The sequence below is a fragment of the Deltaproteobacteria bacterium genome, from assembly GCA_013151915.1.
GTDB lineage: Bacteria > BMS3Abin14 > BMS3Abin14 > BMS3Abin14 > BMS3Abin14 > BMS3ABIN14.
Window position 1 is genome coordinate 59,221 of record JAADHJ010000016.1, and the last position, 19,071, is coordinate 78,291.

Annotated in this window: 16 protein-coding genes; all 16 read left to right on the forward strand. The window is 53.1% G+C overall.

Features of this window, described 5'->3' with window-relative positions:
- Nucleotides 1-16: 16 nt before the first annotated feature.
- The 16 genes from GXP52_03685 (at nucleotide 17) to GXP52_03760 (ending at nucleotide 18,978) form a co-directional block, all read left to right on the forward strand.
- Nucleotides 17-1,303 carry a GAF domain-containing sensor histidine kinase gene (locus GXP52_03685; protein ID NOY86385.1) on the forward strand — a complete coding sequence of 429 codons (1,287 nt, stop codon included), beginning with the start codon at nucleotides 17-19 and terminating at the stop codon, nucleotides 1,301-1,303.
- Complete coding sequence (locus GXP52_03690; protein NOY86386.1) at nucleotides 1,293-2,627, forward strand: Trk family potassium uptake protein; 1,335 nt, start codon at nucleotides 1,293-1,295, stop codon at nucleotides 2,625-2,627. The genes GXP52_03685 and GXP52_03690 overlap by 11 nt, the downstream gene beginning before the upstream one ends.
- Nucleotides 2,628-2,833: 206 nt before the next feature.
- The gene (locus tag GXP52_03695) at nucleotides 2,834-3,688 is read left to right on the forward strand and encodes a protein-glutamate O-methyltransferase CheR (GenBank protein NOY86387.1); all 855 of its coding nucleotides are present in this window, start codon (nucleotides 2,834-2,836) and stop codon (nucleotides 3,686-3,688) included.
- Between the two features lie 49 nt (nucleotides 3,689-3,737).
- A complete protein-coding gene (locus GXP52_03700) occupies nucleotides 3,738-4,982 on the forward strand; it encodes a methyl-accepting chemotaxis protein (protein NOY86388.1) in 1,245 nt (414 codons plus the stop codon).
- Nucleotides 4,983-5,034: 52 nt separating this feature from the next.
- Nucleotides 5,035-5,538 carry a hypothetical protein gene (locus tag GXP52_03705; GenBank protein ID NOY86389.1) on the forward strand — a complete coding sequence of 168 codons (504 nt, stop codon included), beginning with the start codon at nucleotides 5,035-5,037 and terminating at the stop codon, nucleotides 5,536-5,538.
- Complete coding sequence (locus GXP52_03710; GenBank protein NOY86390.1) at nucleotides 5,538-5,924, forward strand: response regulator; 387 nt, start codon at nucleotides 5,538-5,540, stop codon at nucleotides 5,922-5,924. The genes GXP52_03705 and GXP52_03710 overlap by 1 nt, the downstream gene beginning before the upstream one ends.
- 369 nt (nucleotides 5,925-6,293) lie before the next feature.
- Complete coding sequence (locus GXP52_03715) at nucleotides 6,294-8,294, forward strand: chemotaxis protein CheA (protein NOY86391.1); 2,001 nt, start codon at nucleotides 6,294-6,296, stop codon at nucleotides 8,292-8,294.
- Between the two features lie 2 nt (nucleotides 8,295-8,296).
- Nucleotides 8,297-8,950: a hypothetical protein gene (locus GXP52_03720; GenBank protein NOY86392.1), complete on the forward strand. Its 654-nt coding sequence runs from the start codon at nucleotides 8,297-8,299 to the stop codon at nucleotides 8,948-8,950.
- Complete coding sequence (locus GXP52_03725; GenBank protein NOY86393.1) at nucleotides 8,943-9,458, forward strand: chemotaxis protein CheD; 516 nt, start codon at nucleotides 8,943-8,945, stop codon at nucleotides 9,456-9,458. Before GXP52_03720 ends, GXP52_03725 begins: the two co-directional genes overlap by 8 nt.
- Nucleotides 9,459-9,913: 455 nt before the next feature.
- Nucleotides 9,914-12,469 carry a response regulator gene (locus tag GXP52_03730; protein ID NOY86394.1) on the forward strand — a complete coding sequence of 852 codons (2,556 nt, stop codon included), beginning with the start codon at nucleotides 9,914-9,916 and terminating at the stop codon, nucleotides 12,467-12,469.
- Between the two features lie 14 nt (nucleotides 12,470-12,483).
- Nucleotides 12,484-14,286: a response regulator gene (locus GXP52_03735; GenBank protein ID NOY86395.1), complete on the forward strand. Its 1,803-nt coding sequence runs from the start codon at nucleotides 12,484-12,486 to the stop codon at nucleotides 14,284-14,286.
- Nucleotides 14,276-14,827, forward strand: a complete 552-nt coding sequence (locus tag GXP52_03740; protein NOY86396.1) for a DUF4416 family protein — start codon at nucleotides 14,276-14,278, stop codon at nucleotides 14,825-14,827. The genes GXP52_03735 and GXP52_03740 overlap by 11 nt, the downstream gene beginning before the upstream one ends.
- Complete coding sequence (locus GXP52_03745) at nucleotides 14,808-15,686, forward strand: YicC family protein (GenBank protein NOY86397.1); 879 nt, start codon at nucleotides 14,808-14,810, stop codon at nucleotides 15,684-15,686. The genes GXP52_03740 and GXP52_03745 overlap by 20 nt, the downstream gene beginning before the upstream one ends.
- Before the next feature lie 55 nt (nucleotides 15,687-15,741).
- The gene (gene gmk / locus GXP52_03750; GenBank protein ID NOY86398.1) at nucleotides 15,742-16,362 is read left to right on the forward strand and encodes a guanylate kinase; all 621 of its coding nucleotides are present in this window, start codon (nucleotides 15,742-15,744) and stop codon (nucleotides 16,360-16,362) included.
- Nucleotides 16,363-16,382: 20 nt separating this feature from the next.
- Nucleotides 16,383-16,718: a DNA-directed RNA polymerase subunit omega gene (rpoZ, locus tag GXP52_03755; GenBank protein NOY86399.1), complete on the forward strand. Its 336-nt coding sequence runs from the start codon at nucleotides 16,383-16,385 to the stop codon at nucleotides 16,716-16,718.
- Between the two features lie 97 nt (nucleotides 16,719-16,815).
- Complete coding sequence (locus tag GXP52_03760; GenBank protein ID NOY86400.1) at nucleotides 16,816-18,978, forward strand: bifunctional (p)ppGpp synthetase/guanosine-3',5'-bis(diphosphate) 3'-pyrophosphohydrolase; 2,163 nt, start codon at nucleotides 16,816-16,818, stop codon at nucleotides 18,976-18,978.
- Nucleotides 18,979-19,071: the final 93 nt, after the last annotated feature.

A 19,071-nucleotide genomic window follows, 5' to 3' on the forward strand; every position in this document is an offset into this window, starting at 1 on the left:
CATGACTCACAACGCCATGGAAAGAGAAGCGGCCCGGTATCGGGAAATCAGTGATCGATATACTGAACTTTCCACCGTGGTACGGCTTGGCCTTGAGTTGGGGGTGGAACTCAACGTTGAACATGTACTGGAGAAAATCGTACAGCAGATTCACGAAGAACTGGGTTTCGGGATCGTCTCCATAATGCTGTTGTCCGATGGGGGGGACTATTTGTCCATTAGTGCATCCCGGGGTCTGGGTGATGATATTGTAGCGTCATCGAGGCCCGCGGTCGGGGAAGGCATCGCGGGCTGGGTGGCAAAGGAAGGAGAACCTCTCCTTGTAAATAATATCGAAACGCATCCTCGATTCGGAAAACTTCGAAGCCATGGTCGTTACAGTTCCAAATCCCTCATCTGTGTTCCCCTAAAGGTGGGGAAAAGGATTATAGGCGTACTAAACGGAAATAACAGGAAGGGCTCGGATATCCTGACGGAGCACGACCTCAGGCTTCTGAGCATCTATGCTTCCCAGGCGTCCGTGACTATAGAAAGGGCGCGGTTATACCGCAGTCTTGAACTTCAGGCAGACGAGCTGAGCGCTGCCTATAACCAACTGAAGGTACTTGATAGGATCAAAGCGGATTTCATAACCAACGTTTCCCATGAATTCCGAACTCCGGTCACGGTTATTCTGGGTTACCTGGAGCTCCTTAAAGGAAGCGTCGAGACGCCGGAACAGGTCGAGAAGGTTAACATCGCCATGGATGCTTCATACAGATTGGCGAAGCTGGTTGACGACAGCACCGATATTCTCAGGCTGGATTCGGGTTCCATGCCCTTCTTTTTCCACGACGAGAACATGGGGGAATTTCTCAGGGAGGCTCTTTACAAGCATGCCGACAGGACAGCCGAAAAAGGGGTTAAGCTTGAGATGGACCTTGAGAAAACCCTGCCTCCGGTTTCCATCGACGTTGGCAAGATGGGGGATGTTGTCGAAAAACTTATCGATAATTCCATAAAGTTCACATCCGCCGGTGGTTATGTGCGGGTTTCCTGTTCCGCAGCCAAAAAAGGCTGGGTTACGGTGGCCTTTGAGGATTCGGGATCAGGTGTCCCCGCAGGTGAGCAGGAGCGGGTCTTCGAATACTTTGAGCAGGGCGGGGATATAATGACATCAAAACCCCCGGGGACAGGGCTGGGCCTTCCCATTGCCAAGGCCATTATTGTCCGTCATGGTGGGCATCTCTGGTTTGATAGGGACCATCCGAAAGGATGTCGAATCCTTTTTGATATTCCAGCGAAGGATTTCCATGCGGGATAATCCCTATATTACCATTCTACTGGGGTTCGCGGTGGTGATCATCCTGGGGACCGTTGTCCTTTCCCTCCCCGCGAGCACGGTTGACGGGAGAGGTCTTCCCCTGGATGACGCTTTCTTTATAGCGACATCCGCGACCTGTGTTACGGGTCTCTCTACGGTGGTAATCGGGAAAATTCTGACGCCCATGGGGCAGGGTGTTCTCCTGGCCATGATACAGGTGGGCGGGCTTGGACTGATGACCCTCTCCACCTTTTTCGGCCTGCTCCTGGGGATCCATCCGCGTATTCAGAACAGGATTGTCATTAAAGAGGCCCTCAATCAGGTCGAAGAGTTTCACATCAAGCATCTTATTTGGAGGATTATCCTTTACACTCTTGGGATGGAAACCGCGGGAGCGATAATCTTCGCGGCCAGAACCGGACTGGGGGATGATCCGATGAGGGGAATTTTCTCCGCGGTTTTTCATTCCGTGTCGGCCTTCTGCAACGCAGGATTTACTCTCTATTCCGACAGTCTGTCCGCGTTCCGATTTGACCCGGTGATCAATGTCACCGTTATGGTCCTCGTTGTTGGAGGGGGCATAGGTTTCTGGGTGATCTACGGTTTCTATGAGAGTTTCAAGTCACGGATCAGGGGAGATGTAATCCATCCCTCAAGCCTTCAGACCCAGGTTGTTGTCAGGATGACCGCTGCCCTTATCCTGATTGGAACGATCCTTTTTATGGTTCTCGAAGGGAGTCGGTCCGGAGCCAGCGGCCTCGATCTGTTCTGGATCTCGGCATTTCAGTCCGTTACGACAAGAACAGCCGGCTTCAACACTGTCGACATCGCGTCGCTTTCCTTTCCAACCCTCATCTGGATCATGGCCTGGATGTTTATCGGCGCGTCTCCAGGGTCCACCGGAGGCGGTGTAAAAACCACGACCTTCGCGGTTATGCTGGCTTCCATGAGGGCTGTTCTGACCGGTAGAGAAAAGGTCGAACTCAGGAAACGAACTCTGCCGGAGACGGTAGTCCGCAGGGCCCACGCTGTGTTTCTGGCCTCCATTGGATGGGTGTTTGTCGCTGTTTTCGCTCTCTCCATGATCGGTGTTGCCGGGGGGGCATCCACCTTCCTCCCTATTCTGTTCGAGACGATATCCGCCTTCGGGACTGTGGGATTGAGTATGGGGCTGACGACATCCCTCACCGTGGCGGGGAAGGTTATCCTCTCGCTTACGATGTTTGCAGGGCGGGTAGGTCCCCTCAGCCTGATCCTGGCCCTTGCCCAGAAACCCGACAGGGCGCAGATCGTGTATCCTGAGCAGCAGCTGCCCATCGGGTAAAGGGGGAGAGCCATCCCCCGCCTCGCAAAATGGCTCGAAGAGACTTTTTACGAGGTCGTCAAAGTTGACATTGTTAAATTTGTTATGCTAAAAAAAACGGTGAGTTCCCGAATAGTTACAAAGTTGATGGGCTTGCAGAAAATCCGGTGCCTTTTTCCGCCAAGGTTGTTCAGGATGATATTTTGACAGAAGGCGACACCCCGGGAATGGATTTACTCCCTTCTGAGGATGTTTGGGCTTTTGAGGCGCTCAAGGAACTTCTCATGGGGGAGAAGGGTTTTGACCTGGAGGCGTACAAGGTTCGATGCATCCTACGAAGGATATATCTTCGTGTGCGTTCGAAAGGGTTTCCCAGCCTTGGTCAATATTTCAAGGTTTTGAACAGGAACCCGGAGGAACTGGAAAGACTTTTTCAGTACCTGACTATCAACGTTACCGAGTTTTTCCGTAACCCTTCAGCCTTCCGTTACCTTTATGAACGGATTCTGCCGGCGCTGCTTGCCGAACGGGTCGGAAGGGGCGTAATTAACATCTGGAGCGCCGGCTGTTCAAGCGGTGAGGAGCCGTACAGCCTGGCTATTCTGGTCCTCGAGGTAATGAAAAACCTGGGTGTGCGCAACGCTTTTCATATACTTGCGACGGATGTGGACGTGGCAGTGCTTGCACGGGCCGAGACCGGCCGATATTCCGCTGACGCATTGAAAAACGCCACCGAGGAGGAAAAGTCCCGATATTTTATTCCCGACGGCGATGGCTACCTGATAGGAAAAAAACCGAAGGGGCTGGTAACATTCAGGGCCGCGAATTTGTTGGTAGATCCTCCAGGGGAAAAACAGGACTTGATTTTGTGCAGAAACCTGTTGATATATCTCTCCAGAGAAAAGCAGGAAAAGGTTATCTCAAACTTTGCCGGCGATATGCGGCCCGGCGGATACCTGATGCTGGGAAAGGCCGAAACGCTCATTGGCCGGAGCCGGTTATATTACCAGAATATCTCCCCCACGGAGAGGATCTATCGGAAACGTGACGTCCCTCTTGAAGGGGACAATCCCACCCCCTGATGTTGTTAGGGGCCCATAGGCAAAGGAGCTTCCAGGCATGAGAATGGAAATGAAATACAAACTGATCCTGTCCTTCCTCATGGTGATCGCTGTGGTGGTTTTTGTTCCCTTTCTGTTCGACCTATTAAACGTCAAGGGGGGATGGAGCCAGCTCGGCTCAACTTCAGCGGCAATCGCAGTCGGCCTTATCCTGGGAAGCGTGGTTTCTACCAGTATAACCCGCGACCTGCGTGAAATGAGGGATGTGGCCATTAAGATAAGCAGGGGCGATCTCACGCAGGATCTATCCCCGCTGGAGAAACACTTTGAGGATGAAATAACCGATCTCCGGGCAGCTATTCGTGTTATGGTCCAGCGGCTGGCCCTCATGGTCAAGGAGGTGACCGGTTCGTCCGTTGAAGTCCATGAATCGGCCCAGACACTCTCGGCAACCGCGGAGGAGATGAATGCCTCCACCGAGGAGATAGCCGCGGCTATTGACGGGATCAGCAAGGGTGCGGAAACTCAGGCAACCCAGGTGGAGAAGATGGTAACGACCATTCGGCAGATGGCGTCCAGCCTCGAGTCCATGGCCGAAAAATCCAGGGAATCGGCCAAAATTTCCACGGAGGCAGGCTATACCGCCCAAGCGGGCAGTAAGCATACGGAAAGCGCCGTCAATAAGCTTAAGCAGGTCTTTGACACCGTTTCCCGCGCCAGTGGGACGGTCACCGGATTCAGCGAGCGGAGCAAAGAGATCGGTGAAATCGTCGACATCATCACCGGGGTTGCACAACAGACAACCCTCCTGGCTTTGAATGCCACCATCGAGGCTGCAAGAGCCGGTGACTACGGCCGCGGATTCGCGGTGGTGGCAGAGGAAGTTCGTAAGCTCGCGGAGAACACCGGACAGTTCGCTGAAAAAATCTCCGGTATTGTAGGAAGACTCCAGAATGAGACGGAACAGGTTCTTCTCTCTATGAAAGATGTCGGGGGGGTCCTGGACGAAGGCCAGGAGATTGTTCAGACCATGGGCGGAGCGTTGGAGGATATCGTGAAGATCGTCATGGAAACCACGAGCGGCGCCCAGGAGGTCTCACAGATTACTGAAGCCCAGAGCAAGGCCGCGGCGGAACTGACCCGAGCTATGGACGAGATCGCAAAGGTTGCGGAGGATAATGCCGCTTCGACGGAGGAGGTTTCGGCAGCTACGGAAGAACAGACAGCCTCCATGGAGGAACTCGCGGCGGCCGCACAGGACCTTACGGCGCTTTCGGACAAGTTGAATAAACTGTCCGAGGAGTTCAAGGCCTGATGGACCTCTCCCGGGAAAGAGACGTTGACGTCGTTTTGAGGGGCTGTAAGGGATGACGTCAGCCGTAGATGCCGCTCGTCAGGTTAACGGGGCGGAGAACCTGAAGGAGGAAGAGGGGCATGGCGCAATCCTCTTTAGGGTAGGTCATGAATACCTGGCGCTCCCACTTGAGGACGTCGGGGAGATTCATGAAATGGAGGAAATTTCCGTTCTTCCCCTTTCGCCCCCGTTCCTTGGAGGTGTAATTAATGTCCACGGCATCCTGGCCTCGGTCATAAACCTCGACGTTATACTGGATGTCCAGGAAACCGGCGATGGCCGATTCCTGATTCGGCTGATCCCTGAGCGTGGGGGGATAGCCCTCAGGGTGGATAATACGTTTGGCATGGTCAGATATTCCCTCCTCGAGGAGGTCGCAGTGGCCCAGGAATCTGCATCCGGAAAGGTCCACATTGTTGAAGGGGTCTTCCGGAGCGGAGATAACCTCATATCGTTGATCAACCCGGATAAATTGTGTGCCTGGATCGACGAGGCATTGGCGAAAGGGGATGAATGATGGCAATAAAGGTAATGATCGTCGATGACGCGATGTTCATGCGAAACATGATAGGGGACATCTTTCAGGGAAAAAAGTTCGCCGATGAGGAATACGAGGTCGTTGCCGAAGCCGAGAACGGTATTGAAGCGGTGGAAAAATATAAGGAATTCCGGCCCGATATTGTCACCATGGATATTGTGATGCCCGAGATGACGGGCATTGAAGCTCTTAAGGAGATCATCAAAATCGATGAGTCTGCCAAGGTCATCATGTGCAGTGCATTGGGACAGGACAGCCTGGTCATGGAAGCCCTGGATGCCGGAGCCAAGGATTTTATCGTAAAACCGTTTCAACCCGAGAAGGTTCTCGATGTGGTCATCAGGATTCTCTCGGACGCCAGATAAAATGGATAATCAAAACCCCGATGTTGATGACTTCGCAAAAAAGTCATCAATGCGCCCATGAAGGGGCGCCCAAATCAACAACTTGCCCTGCAAGTCATTGATTTGGGCGGAAAGTGAAAATGACACTTTTTGCTTTCCGTGGAGTAAAAAGCCATGGATGGACTTTTTACGATCCTATCAACGTCCAACGGGGTAAATCAGTCCGAAGTCCAGTGTCCAGAGGGAAAGAAAAGACGCGGGGATGCGGGTGAATGGAGGCAGGAAAGTATCGAGGTATCGAAGTACTCTAGACCCTAGACACCAGATCCCAGACCCTGGTTCCGGAAACCTGAAACCTTAAGCTGATTTTCTGGAGGATCATTAGACAACATGGATATGTCCAAATACAGGGACCTCTTCATTTCGGAGGCCAGGGAGCACATCCAGGGAATCAACGACTGTATTCTGGTGCTGGAAAAAGATGCCGTAAATGCCGATAGTATTAACGAACTTTTCCGTCACGCCCACTCGGTAAAGGGGATGGCCGCTTCAATGGAATATGACGCCATTGCTCGTTTGAGCCATCGCCTTGAGGATTTGATGGACATCTTTCGACAGGGCAAGGCCCGGATCTCCCCACCTGTTGTTGATATTCTTTTCCAGGGCATTGACTTCCTCGATGGGATGGTAACGGCCGTCGAGGATGGTTCTTCACTCGATGGCTTCGATACAGCCGGGTACCTGAATGATGTCCAGGAGATTATTGAGGGCCGCCTCCCGGGGGATGCGGGTGAAAGCCGTGAAAATGTCATAGAGCCTGTCCCCGTGGAGGAGAAGCCACCTTCCATTGAACCAGCCCCACAGCCCATGGAGGAGAAACCGAATTCCGTTGAACCCGCCCCACAGCCTGGGGAAGGAGAACTCGCCATCGTTTTCAGCATATCCAACGAAAGCCCCGTCCCGGCGGTACGTGCCTACCTGGTAATCAAAAGGCTCAGTGAACTGGGAAAAATAATTTCTGTTGTCCCCTCGCCGGAGGAGATAAAATCGGGCGGGTATGCAGGCGAGGTCTCAATGGTTATCGCCGGAACCGATAGACCGTTCGTTGAGAAACTCCTGAAAAATTCTACGGAAATGGGGAAATTCACTATCAGTTCCCCAACGCCGGGGAAAAAGCCCAAACCTTCCCCGGTGGCTTCCAGACCTGGTTCCCCGAAAACCGTCCAGAGTACCCCGGCACCACCGGCCTCCCAGACCGTTAGAATCAGCACACGCCTTCTTGACACATTCATTAACCTGGTAGGCGAGCTCATCGTTACCAAGAGCAGGCTCAGAGAGCTGTCAAAGGAGTCCGGGTCCACCGTGACCGACCAGGTGTTGACAAGACTGGACCATCTTGTCAGTACCCTTCATGGTGAGGTGATGAAAGTACGCATGGATCCCATGGAGTCTGTAACTAAAAGGCTTCCAAGAATGGTGAGGGATCTGGGGAGAAAAGAGGGCAAAGAAATCTCCCTTGTGATCGAAGGGGCCCAGATAGAGTTGGATAGGGCTATATTGGAAGAGCTTGGAGATCCCCTGGTCCATATCCTGAGGAATGCAGTGGATCACGGTATTGAGGACGCAAAGGAACGGCAAAAAACCGGCAAGCCTCCGGTTGGAACCATAACTATCAGTATCTCCCGTGAAAGGGACATGGTCTATGTTAATATAGTGGACGATGGCCGGGGCATGAACCTGGAAAAAATAAGGTCCAAGGCTGTCGACAAAGAGATCATCTCAGAGGAACAGGCCAGGGTGATGAGCGAGGAGGAAACGGTAATGCTTATCTGCCGGCCGGGTTTCTCTACAGCCGATGAGGTTACGGATGTGTCGGGCCGGGGCGTCGGAATGGATGTTGTCCAGGCTGTGGTAGAATCCCTCGGGGGTACCCTTTCCATTGAGAGTACCAGCGGCGCAGGGAGCAGGTTCACCCTTAAGCTTCCCCTGACTGTCGCCATCGTGAAGATGCTCCTGATCCAGGCTCAGGAGCATATCTTTGCAATACCTATTACTCGGGTGGTCCGCACCACAAGAATCGCAAGGGAAGATGTGAAGGAGAGCCAGAGCCGTTTTTATCTTACCTTTGATGAAGATCTCATTCCGCTTTACTTTCTCAGAAAGATGCTGTCTCTTCCCAACTCTCATAACGGCAATGATCTTCTCACTGTGGTCATAGTGGAGGTTACAAACAGGATGGTTGGGATTGCGGTGGACGGGGTGTCGGGGCAGGCGGATATCGTTGTTAAACCGCTCTGCTATCCTCTCGATCGCCTTGTGGGATATTCCGGTATGACCGTTCTGGGTAACGGGATGATCGTTCCCGTTCTTGATCTCGGCAATCTTCTCTAAAAATGGGCGATAACATAGATAGCCATTCCTCCCTTACCCGGAAGGAAATCAGCACAATCAGAGAGATATGTTCCATAGCCGCCGCCCAGGCAGCCGGTGCCCTGTCGGAATTGATGGATATCGGCGTGACCATGTCGGTTCCCGAGCTGCACGTCCTTTCCCTGAATGGTATCCCATCCCTGTTTGGGGAGATGGATGCCTCCGCCGTGGGGGTGCTTATCCCCTTCCATGGAGATGTACAGGGAAATATTCTGTTCCTGTTTCCGGATGAGGGGGCTGGAGAACTGACAAGAATCCTGTTTCCCGAAGGGAGTGTGGAGAACGGGGAATTGGTGGATTCGGCCTTCAGGGAAATCGGCAACATACTGTCCGGGGTGTTTCTGACGATCCTTTCCCGGCTTTCGGGGCGAATCATCCTCAACCTCCCCCCGATCCTTGCCAGGGATATGGCGGGGGCGCTTCTGGACACCATCCTGGCGGAAATAGGTTCCACGTCCAATAGGATAATGGCCCTAGCATCGAGCATGAAGGACAGCTCCGATAACCATCTGGTGAAAGTGGTCATTATCCCGGACCCTAAGGGCATTGATCTTTTTCTCGAAGCGGGAAAAAGGTTGATGGAGTTGCAGAAGGTCCCTCAAGGGGGGGTTGAATGAAAAAAAACTCCCCCGGCAGGGGTGGGTCCGGTTGATGGATTCGGTTGCCGTTGGTATCTCCGAGTATGCCATTGAAAAAGCTCCCGCGAAAATTATTACCTATGGCCTTGGTTCGTGTCTGGCAATAACACTCTACAGCAATAAGGACCTGATCGGGTCCATGGCCCATGTGATGCTCCCTGTGGCCTTTGGCGGTAATGATGTTCTTGTGCCCGGCAAATACGCTGACACTGCTGTGCTGGCAATGCTCAAGGGGATGAACGGGATGGGAGTTAACCCGCAGGACCTTGTGGCAAAGCTGGCCGGCGGGGCGGAGATGTTTCCAGGGGGTATTACCAGAAGAATCGGGGCCCGGAATGCTCTGTCTGCGCGAAAAACCCTCGGATTCTATGGTATAAAGATCTTGTCCGAGGATGCAGGGGGGAATTTGGGACGAAGCGTGGAGTTTTTTTTGGATTCGGGAGATCTGCTGGTAAGGACACTTAAGGGCGCCGTCGTAAGGATTTGAAACAATTAACAGGGTCGTAAAAAGTCATCCTTAATATAGGGTCGTAAAAAGTCCATGAATGGCTTTTTACTTAACGGAAAGCGAAAAGTGTCATTTTCACTTTCCTCACAAATCTTCGATTTGCGCGCCCCCAAGTGGGCGCGTTGATGACTTTTTGCAAAGTCATCATTATTTTAATCCGCAACCCTGCACCGAGATGGGGCAATTAATGAAAAGTTTAATTATATTGAAAGGTTACGGCTGAAAGCCCAGCCTGTTTTTCTTGACACCCCATCGGTCGCGTGTTAACTCTTAATCGAGATATGGGCAATGGACAATAAAAGCAAGTTTGGCGTTCGAATTTCAAGGTTGTTTCCACTCTGCCCTCTGGACTCTGGACTCTGGACTCTGGACTCCCCCGGCCTGAGCTTGCCGAAGGGCCGGCGACCGGGCGTTGAACCGATAAAGGGGATCAAATGGCCGGGTTGAAGATCCTTGTCATCGAGGATGACCAGTTTTTCCAGCAATATGTCAACGACCTCCTTCAGGGGTTTGACGTTGAACTTGTTAACGCCATGGATGGCGAGGAAGGGCTTCTCCTTGCCCAATCCGTGGAACCTGACCTGATCCTGACCGACATTGAGATTCCCAAAATCCAGGGCTTTGTCCTGTTGAACCAGTTAAAGGAGATGCCGCAGACAGCTGACGTCCCTGTGATTCTCATGTCAGGAAAGGTGGAAAGGGATCTTCTTGATAAGCATTCGCGGCTGAGTGTCCATGCTGACGGATATCTGCTAAAGCCCTTCTCCCTGGCTGAACTCCATGGAGCGATCACCAGAGTCATGGGGACGGATGCCCTGGCGGCATTCAAAGCTCCCGTCGATACTCCCACTGAACGATCTCTACCTGAGGCGCCCATCCCCGTCCAGAACCCTCCATTGGAAGGGGTCGGGATTCAGAAAAGGTCCAAACCGCTGGTCCTTGTGGTCGATGATTCCACTTACGTTCTAACGCAGGCAGGTGACCTCTTGAAGAACGCCGGGTTGGATGTCGATGTCGCCACGGACGGGGATGCCGGCCTGGCGAAGTGCCTGGAGGTCAGACCGGACATCGTTCTCCTGGATGTCCAGATGCCCAAAAGAAACGGTTTCGCCGTATGTGAGACGCTCAAGAAAAACCCGGATACGAGAACAATTCCAATCATACTCATGTCGGCAGTCGTCGATGGCGATTCATTTGAACGTCATTCCAAGCTGAAATACCATGCCGACGCCTATTTACAGAAGCCCTTCAAGAGGGCGGAGTTGCTGGACCTGGTTTTCGGGCACCTGGCCATGGATGCAGTGCCTGACGGTGTGCAGGACAAGACCGCGTTTGTTCTCCAGGAAGAAGGCGAATTCGCGGACGGGCAATCGGTGAAGGAAGGCCGGTTAGCCGGCCGGCTCGCGGAAAATGAGCGCAGACTCCAGGAGGCGATCAGGTCTCTGGAATCATATCGTTCCCGGGAGAAGGCTCTCCTGGAGGAAATTGATAACCTTCGCAGGGATAATGATCAACTGGGTGAAGAGCGGAAAGAGGAGCTTCGCCAACGGGACGATCGGAGAAGGCAGCTTGTGGAAAGAGCTACCCTTGCCGCAAGACGTGCTGAGGAGGCCGTCAGGGGAGCCGAGGAGATCAAGAACAGTAACCTGAAGCTGAAAATGGATCTGGAAGCCGCCCTGACGGCCAAGGCCGAAATAGAGGAACAGGCCAAGGCTGTGGTTGAGGGTATGAAGAAGAGTATGGGTGGTGAAAGCCTCGGTGATGACCTTGCTCGTCTTGGCAGGGAGAATATCGAGTTGGGGAGCCGTCTGGCGGAGGCAGAGGCTGGAGCAGCGGGCCTTGTGAAACTGCAATCCGATCTGGAACAGGTCAGGGAGGAAAACCGTGAGCTCAGGGAATCCATTTCCTCCATGTCGGACCGCACGGAATTGATGGAAGAAATAGCAGATTTCAAGGAGCAGTTGAATCTTGCCAATACCAGGGTCGCCGCCGGAAATGAGGAGAGACTTGGGCTTCAATCCACCATTGATTTGCTGAACATTGAGAAAGAAAAAATTCGGGAAGAGGGGGCGAGGACGGCTGAAAAGATAGCGGAGACCCTTAGGAAAGAGGTGGATTCCCTGAGAATGGCGGCAAAGGAAGCCGAGGAGATGCGGGCGCTCAATGGGAAATTGCGTGCCGAGGCAGAGAAACTCAGGCGATCCTCCGCGGTCCTGTCCGAAAGCCTGGAGCATGAACGTGAGAAACGGTCCATCGCTCAGAAGGAGGCCGAATTTGCCCGAAAGGAGTTGGAAGGTGCGCAGGAAGAAAGAAAACGCGCCGCCGCCCTGAAAAGAGAACTTGAGGAGAAGAAGGACAGGCTGGAGACATTGCAGGCTCAAAGCCGGATATTGGAAAAGGAGAACCGTCTTTTTCAAGAGCGCCTTCAGGCAAGTGTTCAATCAGGCGGCGTCCCACTTCAGATGGGGCAGGCCGGTGGTCAGGAGGACCTTCTTTCCAACCGATTAAACCAGTTGGAGCAGGTCCTCAGGCGAACCGTAGGTGATGCCCAAACCGCTCTCATGGATCAAAAAGGAAAGGAAAAGGGGCTTGAGGAGAAGATCAACACTCTTGTGAATACCCTTGAGGCTGAACGGGTAGAACATGGAAAGGACAGGGAGGAATGGCGCTCCCGTGAAATCGACCTCAAAAAAAGCATGGAGGATTTTTTTGAGGAGCGCAGCAGACTGATGGGGGAGGAATTGTCGCGTCTGTACCCCATTCCCGCCGCAAGAACACAGCGCCCCCTTGAGGTGGTTCGTCCAGGCCGCCGGTTTGGGTCTTTTGCTCTAATCGGCCTGCTTTTGCTGATAGCCCTTCTGCTTGGTTATCTGGTGGCCTCGCGATTGCCGGAGAGAAAACTCCCCGCCGGCCATGGAAGGGTTCAGGGACAAACCATGATATTACCCCATGGCCCAGGGCGGCTTGGCCCCGGCCCGGGCCCGGGGTAGGGATGGATGATATCATGGACAGAATACAGGATCTACTCAGGCAGATAAGGAAAAACCCCAACCGGCCCGACCTGCACAACAGCCTTGGGAGGCTGTATCTTCAGAAGGGCGACAGGGTTGCTGCCTCGAAACACTTTCTGTCCTCGGCCAAGCTCTTTGCGGACAGGAGAAGTCTGTCCCGTAATATCAATAAGGCCGTGGCATCCCTGAAGAAACTGATCCGCGATTTTCCGGAAAATCATGACTCGCATTATCTGCTGGCCGATCTTTACCTGGAAATGGAAGATACGGAATCGGCGGTCGGCGTATACCGTTCCCTTGCCGATATATACCAGCGGGACGGAAAACTTCTCATGGCGGTTTCGGTATACGACAAGATAACCAACTCTGATCCGGAAAATATCGATGAATGGATAAAGTTTGCGGACCTGAATAAAGAGGCGGGTATGCCTTTTCACGCCTCCCATTCCTATATGCGGGCCGCGTCCCTGAGCTCCGGTATGGGCAAATCGTCTGAGGAGTACGATCTTGCCCTGAGGGCACTGAAGGTTGATCCGGAGAACAATGCCGCACTTGAGTCGATAGGGCGCCTTATAAAAGAGAGCCATGGGAAAAAATATGATATGGAGGAGTTGTTTTCTCTGTCGAAGGAACTGGATAGAGATGGCCATTCGGAACAGGCCCTGACCATCATTTCCATGCTGGAGAGCGCTTCAGGGGAACAGCGGTTTGCCGTCATGGCCGCACAGATGTGTGAAAGGCTGGGAAAAGGCGGAAAGGCGGGGGCGGAAGCCGCTCCGCACAAAAAATCGTTTTCCGGTAAGTACTCCGGCATGAAGGTTCTCATTGTCGATGACGAACGGGAAATTATTCTTCTGCTCGAACAGATACTCAAGGAAGAGGGATTTCAGGTTCTGACGGCCAGGGATGGCCGGCAGGGGTACGATATCTTTATGAGTGAAAGACCTCATCTGGTGGTTTCAGACGCGATGTTGCCCAAGCTGCACGGATTTGAACTGTGCAGGAAAATAAAGGAGGAATCCGGCGAATCCACGAAGGTGATGATCCTCACGGCGGTGTACAAAAAGTACAAATACAAGGGCAAGATAGAGAAGGAATACGGCGTTGACGAGTATCTGGACAAACCTTTCCAGATCACGGAATTTCTCGACACCTTATATAAAATGGCCGAGGCGGTATATGACCGGCCGGCCCCTGAAAAGCCTGCCTTTGATGATGGGGCAAACCTCGCTAAAGGCCTTTTTTTTCTGATTGCAGGGGATGACAAGGACCTTCTTCCCGAGGTTGCGGCCTTTTGCGACCGGCAAGGCTGCACTTTCAAGGTCGTTCAGGACGCCAAATCCATGATCTCCTTCCTTGAGGAAACGGTGCCGGACATCCTGCTGCTTACCGATCAACTGCGTGATTTGGCTCCACCTGCGGCTTCCTGGCTCGTGGAAAAGGTGTTGGGAATCCAATCCACCACCAGGGTGCACATCACCGAAAGTCCCTCCCTCCATGGGTGGGATTCCGCCGACTTTCATCACACTGTCTCGGAGCCTGTTAATTCCGACACACTGAATACAATCGTCCGGATGCACAGGAATGCTCAGGCGCGTATCGCTCTGAAGGAGACAGAGAAAAAAATCAGGGCAGAGGGAAGACGTATGGAGGCCCTGATCAGAAGCAAGGTCGAGAGGGTATTAAAGAGCCAATATCAGCTGGAACACTACTACACCGGAAGAATCCAGAAGCTTGAGGATGAACTCGAGGCCATCAAGGCCGGGGGTAAAGGAAAGGATACAGGTGGGAACTGAGACGGTTCCGTCTCATGGCCGGCTGACTATGGGGGTCCTCTGGTCCGCCGCCGGAGCCCTGGATGTCGTGAGGGACAGGCTCAACGGCCTGTTCGGGTCCATCCGGGAGGAGTCCGGAACGGTACCATTCGATCGGTACACCCACTATTACGAATGGGAGATGGGCGCTGGAATAAGCAGGTGTTTCTGGGTCTTCACGGATCCTTTTCCCATGGGAGGTCTTCAGGAGGCCAAGTTGGCGACCAATCATCTGGAGCGGACCTGTTCCAGCGGAGGAAAGCGGTGGATTAACCTTGATCCAGGCCTGCTGACCCTGGATTCCCTGGTGCTGGCCACCACCAAGCCCTACTACCACCGGATCTACCTTTCGAAGGGTATTTACGCCGAACTGGCGCTTGTTTTTAAAGGGGGTAGGATGGAACCGTTGCCTTGGACATATCCTGATTACCGGGATGTTTGGGCGATGGAATTTTTCCTGGCCGCGAGACACTCCATGAAGCGAAGGATTGGGGAAACGACCAATGACAATCAAGCCCAATAGCCTGCGAAGCATGACCGGCTACGGCCGGGATGTGTACGACACCTCCAATGGCAGTGTAACGGTGGAAATCCGTTCCCTTAACCACCGTTTCCTGGACCTTTCGTTCAAGGCACCAAGGGAATATCTCTACCTGGACCCCGGTATCCGGCAGATGGTGCGAAAAAAGCTTTCACGCGGCAAGGTGGAAATTTTTGTCTCCATTAAGGGGGGTCTATCCGGCCTGACCGTGGATATTGAGCGGGCGAAGGAGATCGCAAGGTTCCTGGCGGACGTAGCGGAAATAGTCGATGACAGGGTTGGCCTGGAACATCTCCTTGCTTTTGGCGATATCATAAGGCCGGGTGATGACGGGGACCGGGAGAGTACTGCGGAGGCCATTGAAAATGCCGCAAGGGGTGCCCTTGACCAGCTTGTTTCCCATAGGGAGGAGGAAGGAAAGGCGCTTGTGGAGGATCTTGAGCCGAGAATATCCCTCATGCGGGAGATCATGGACCGGATAAATCCACTCGCCCGTTCCGTACCTGAGAGATCAAGGCGTCAGATCACGGAGTTCATGGAGGGCATCGAACTCAACGGTAGGATTGATCCCCAGAGGCTTGAGGCCGAAGTGGCCATTCTGGCTCAAAGGGTGGACGTTTCGGAGGAGTTGACCCGCCTTTCTACCCATCTGGACGCCATGACGGATACACTCCGTGCCGGAGGGGCCGTGGGGAGACGGCTGGATTTTATCATTCAGGAAATACAGCGCGAGATAAACACCATCGGTTCCAAGGCGGGGATAATGGGTGTGTCCTCCCTCATAGTTGATTTCAAATCGGAGTTGGAAAAAATCCGCGAGCAGATCCAGAACATAGAATAATGTTAAAGCATGGAGGTCTTACGGTGATAAGACGTTCCAGGGCCGGTTGCCGGCCATGAAGATTTACCCGGATGAAAACGGACGGGAGGGAAAAGGGATACTTTTCGTTATCTCCTCCCCGTCCGGCGGAGGTAAGTCCACCATTGCCAAACGGTTGATCGCCTCCTTGTCCGGGATCGTCCTTTCCATATCGCATACCACCAGGGAACCCAGGCAGGGGGAGGTTGACGGTTCAGATTATCATTTTGTATCTGTGGAAGAATTCGAACGTATCAGGAGAGAGGGAGGTTTTGTTGAGTGGGCTGAGGTCCATGGGAGATCCTACGGTACCGGCAGGAAGGAGATCGACCGGATAACCGGAGCGGGGAAGGATGCGCTTCTGGATATAGACGTGCAGGGGGGACAACAGATCCGGGAACGCTTCCCGGAAGCCATACTGGTTTTCGTTGTACCTCCGGAAAGGGACGAGCTTGAAAGGAGGCTCAGAAAAAGGGGGACCGAATCACCCGAACAGATAAACAGGCGCCTTGCCGCGGAGGTCGATGAGCTTGCCTTAATACCTTATTATGATTATGCTATTCGAAATGATAATCTGGAGGATGCGTTTCATGCCATGCGTTCTATCGTAACGGCCGAACGTTGCCGGGTATCCAGGCGTGCAACTAACGAAGTCTAACCACGGAGGTAGATAACAGCATGGATTTAAAAATCCTTGAAAATTCCCTTAAAAAGCACCCTAATCGATTCGAGTTGACAATGATGGCTGTTGCCAGAGCCAGGGAACTCATCGCCGGGGAAAAACCTTTGATTCAGATTGACAAAGACGAGAAACCGGTAATCGTGGCTCTTAAGGAACTGGCCGACGGCCTTCTTGTCCCGGCTACCATGGAGGAGATGGAGCGTATTCGTGAGGAGGCAAGAATCGGGAGAGAGAAAGCACGGAGGGAGGCCATGGAGGAGGCCGAGGCAGAGGGAGAAGGCGGAATGAACAGCCTGAACACAGCATCAGCCGACGGTTCTCAGGCTACCTGATCCCCACCCCTTTCAACCCGCTTCCCAAACTGTATCCCCGCCAGAATTACGGACGGGGATTTTTCACGCGTGTGGGGAATTCACAGAGACCAAGCAGATGATAAGGCTGGGCGACATACTTGATCGGGTCCAGAGCTACAACCCGAAAGCGGACCTGGAACTGATCAACAGGGCCTACGTTTTTTCGGCCAAGGCCCATGCGGGGCATGTCCGCCAATCGGGGGAGCCATATCTTATCCATCCCATCGAGGTTGCGGCGATTCTGACCGAGATGAAGATGGATGTAACCACTATCGTGGTGGGGCTGCTCCACGATACCGTCGAGGACACGGAGATTACCCCTGAAGACCTCAAGCGCCATTTTGGTGAGGAGGTCGCTTTTCTGGTTGAGGGCCTGACAAAGATCAGCCGGCTGGAATTCGCGACTACGCAGCATGCGCAGGCGGAAAACCTTCGGCGGATGATCATCTCAATGGCCAAGGACATTCGGGTCATCATGGTGAAGCTTGCAGACCGGCTCCACAACATGCGAACCCTTGAATACCTCAGTCCGGAAAAACAGGTGAAGATTGCCAGGGAGACCATGGATATCTACGCGCCCCTGGCGAATCGGCTCGGTATTTCCTGGATACAGGTGGACCTGGAGGACATCTCATTCCGATATCTCCATCCTGAGGCCTACAGGACCCTGAAGGCCAAGGTCCATGCCAGGCGCAAAGAGTATGAGGCGTACATCAGGAAAGCCATCAAGATCCTGAAAAAGGCCATTGCAGACCATAACATCGAAGGTGAGGTGACGGGGCGGACAAAACACCTGTACAGTGTCCATAGCAAGATGAAGGCCCAGGGCCTGACCTTCGAACAGATATACGATCTCATTGCCTTCAGGATACTCGTGAACACGGTCAGGGACTGTTACGGTGTTCTGGGGATCATTCATTCAATGTTCAAACCGATCCCGGGAAGATTCAAGGACTACATCGGTGTTCCGAAGTCGAATCGTTATCAATCCCTTCACACCACGGTCATCGGTCCCTTCGGCGAGCAGATGGAGGTTCAGATCCGCACCTGGGACATGCACCGGACAGCCGAGGACGGGATTGCCGCCCACTGGCGGTACAAGGCCGGCGAACAGTTCGTTCCGGACAGGGATATCAAACGATTTACCTGGTTTAAACATATCCTGGAGGAGTTGAGGGATCTGGAGGATCCCAGGGAACTGATGGAGACGGTGCGTACTGATCTGTTCCCTGACGAGGTGTATGTCTTTACCCCGAAGGGACAGGTCAAGGAATTTCCCCATGGCGCTACCCCCATCGACTTTGCCTACAGTATACATACCGACATTGGTCACCGGTGTGTCGGGGCCAAGGTCAACGGCCGTATTGTTCCCCTGAAGTACAAAATGAAGAACGGGGACATGGTCGAAATCACCACATCGAAAAATCACAAGCCGAGCAAGGACTGGCTGAAGATTGCAGTGACAAACAGTGCCAAGTCCAAGATCCGCAGTTTTATTAAAAAGGAGGAAAGGGAAAAGAGCCTGGGGATAGGGGAGGAACTGCTGGACCGCGAACTCAAGAAGATGGGCACAAGCCTCAAGAAGGTGCTCAAAACCGATGCGCTTGAAAAGGTCGCTTCAGCGTTCGGGTTTCACAGGGTACAGGACCTGATCGCCACGGTTGGGTTTGGAAAATATTCCCCAAGACAGATCCTCGGCAGACTATTCCCGGCGGAGCAAATCGACGGTATGCTCGGTCATGAAGAGGAGGTAAAGGCCAGGGTCAAACAGGCCAAGGACCGGGCGCAAAAAGACGGGATTGTGGTCGATGGAGTCGATGAACTTATGGTCCGATTCGCCAACTGCTGCAATCCCCTTCCCGGAGATGAGGTTGTGGGCATCATAACACGCGGCAGAGGGATATCCGTCCACACGGTGGATTGTCCCAATGTCGTTGCCGAAGGGTACGACCATGACCGGATGGTAAAGATCAATTGGGACACCAAGGCCAAGGTCCCGAGACTTGTCAGGATCAAGGTGTACTCGGAGGATAAAAGGGGAATTCTGGCTGAGATGACAGCCGTAATTTCCTCCAGGAATATCAATATTACCCACGCCGATATCAAAACAATGTCGGATTACAGGGCGGAGAACATCTTCGAGATCCAGGTGGAGGACCTGAGGCAGCTCCAGGGTCTCCTGAAAAGCCTCGAGGCCGTTAAAGGGGTCATTTCGGTGCAAAGGATCAAGGCCAAGTGAAGGGGTAAAACAGGTTCAACGTCTAACGGGATAAAGAACGTTCAATGTTCAACGGAATGAAGAAAGTCCAAAGTCCAAGGTTCAACGTTCAAG